Annotated in this window: 2 protein-coding genes; one reads left to right on the forward strand and one right to left on the reverse strand. The window is 42.6% G+C overall.

Annotation, left to right across the window (positions count from 1 at the left end):
- Nucleotides 1–212: 212 nt before the first annotated feature.
- The gene (locus tag LZT22_RS12630) at nucleotides 213–452 is read right to left on the reverse strand and encodes a helix-turn-helix transcriptional regulator (protein WP_233925657.1); all 240 of its coding nucleotides are present in this window, start codon (nucleotides 450–452) and stop codon (nucleotides 213–215) included.
- A 70-nt stretch (nucleotides 453–522) separates the two neighbouring features.
- Between LZT22_RS12630 and LZT22_RS12635 the strand changes: the two genes are divergently transcribed.
- A complete protein-coding gene (locus LZT22_RS12635; protein WP_233925658.1) occupies nucleotides 523–1,317 on the forward strand; it encodes a YqaJ viral recombinase family protein in 795 nt (264 codons plus the stop codon).
- Nucleotides 1,318–1,423 lie beyond the last annotated feature (106 nt).

The raw sequence follows: 1,423 nt of genomic DNA on the forward strand, positions 1-1,423 counted from the left end.
TTAGGTTATAGACCACCAGCACCCCAAACCCAAGTACCCAAACTATTGCAGAATCAACCCATGTTGCTGCAATGATTTACTATGGAAAAACTCTCTTTGGTAGTGGACCTAAATTGACAGCAGTTCACGCTAGATCACCACTACTACTTAAATCACATTCGTGTTTTGTTGCTTTTTTTGATTGAGCTGTGTACAGCAATTCTGGGCAAGAATTAAGTACGTAATTTCCAGCGAACACCGGCGCCATTTTCTGGGGTACCAATAAATTCAATACCCGCTTCTTCGAAGGCTTTTTGAATTGTCTCAAGGGTTTTTGCCTGCGCGCTAGGAACGCCTTCCAAAACCTCAAGCCTCATTAGCGTTGAAAACCCCAAACCAGTTCTTTCGGCAAGGTCTTTTCCACTCCAGCGCAGTAGCGCTCGGGCGGCACGGATTTGATCGCTTGTAATCAAGTTAAATTTTCTATACTATTAGTAATAATTACTAAATAAATAGTAATTTATGTTAATTAAAGGAGAAAATATGCTTAATAATCAAGATTTTACAGCCAATCGCAGCAAATACCTAGGCGGCTCCGATATTGGAGCCATCCTAGGGTTTTCAAAATACCGCAGCGCCGTAGACGTCTGGCTAGAGAAAACTGGCCGCATCATAAACGAGGTCGATAACCTACCAGTGCGCTTTGGATCCTTTGCCGAAGAATTTGTGGCTTCGGAATATGCAGCGCAAACCAAAAATGTTTTAGTCCATAGTCAGGCAGGAGTGATTCACCCCCAATACCCTTTTATGGTGGGTCACATTGATCGCTATGTATTTGAGGCTGTTAATGATATAGATGGTTCATTGTTTAATAGTGATGGCTCTTGCGCAGCATCTCATTTATTAGAATGCAAAACCGCCAGTCCTTTTAATCAATCCGAATGGGGTGAGCTTGGTACTGATGAAGTTCCCATGAGCTATTTAGTTCAATGTCTTTGGTATTTGGCCATCACCAATTTAGAGCGCTGCGATGTGGCCGTACTCTTTGGCAATAGTGATTTTCGAATCTATGAGGTCCACCGCGATACAGAATTAGAAGAACTGATCATTACTAAGGCAGCCAACTTTTGGCAAGACCATGTTTTAGCCGATACTCCACCGCCTGCGCAATGTGAATCTGATTATCAACATCTATTTAATAGGGTGGATCCTGGCAAAGTAGTAGAAGCCGATTCTCATATTTGCGAACTATCTCGTAAGCTGCAGCTACTTAATGGCGAAATTAAGTCAAAAGAGCTTGAGATATCCCAAATTAAGGGTAATCCCCCCGCAGGTTAACTGAACTCAGAGGTAGAATTTTCTCTATTAGAGGAGTTCTGCATGAAACGTTCTAAATTTACCGACAGTCAGATCATGGATGCCCTAAAACGGGCCGATGCTGGCT

The organism is Polynucleobacter sp. IMCC 29146, assembly GCF_021395195.1.
In the GTDB taxonomy this organism is placed as follows: Bacteria; Pseudomonadota; Gammaproteobacteria; order Burkholderiales; family Burkholderiaceae; genus Polynucleobacter.

Excerpts from the sequence above, each read along its gene's own strand:
- LZT22_RS12635 (WP_233925658.1), top strand. The coding sequence starts at position 523 with ATGCTTAATAATCAAGATTTTACAGCCAATCGCAGCAAATACCTAGGC.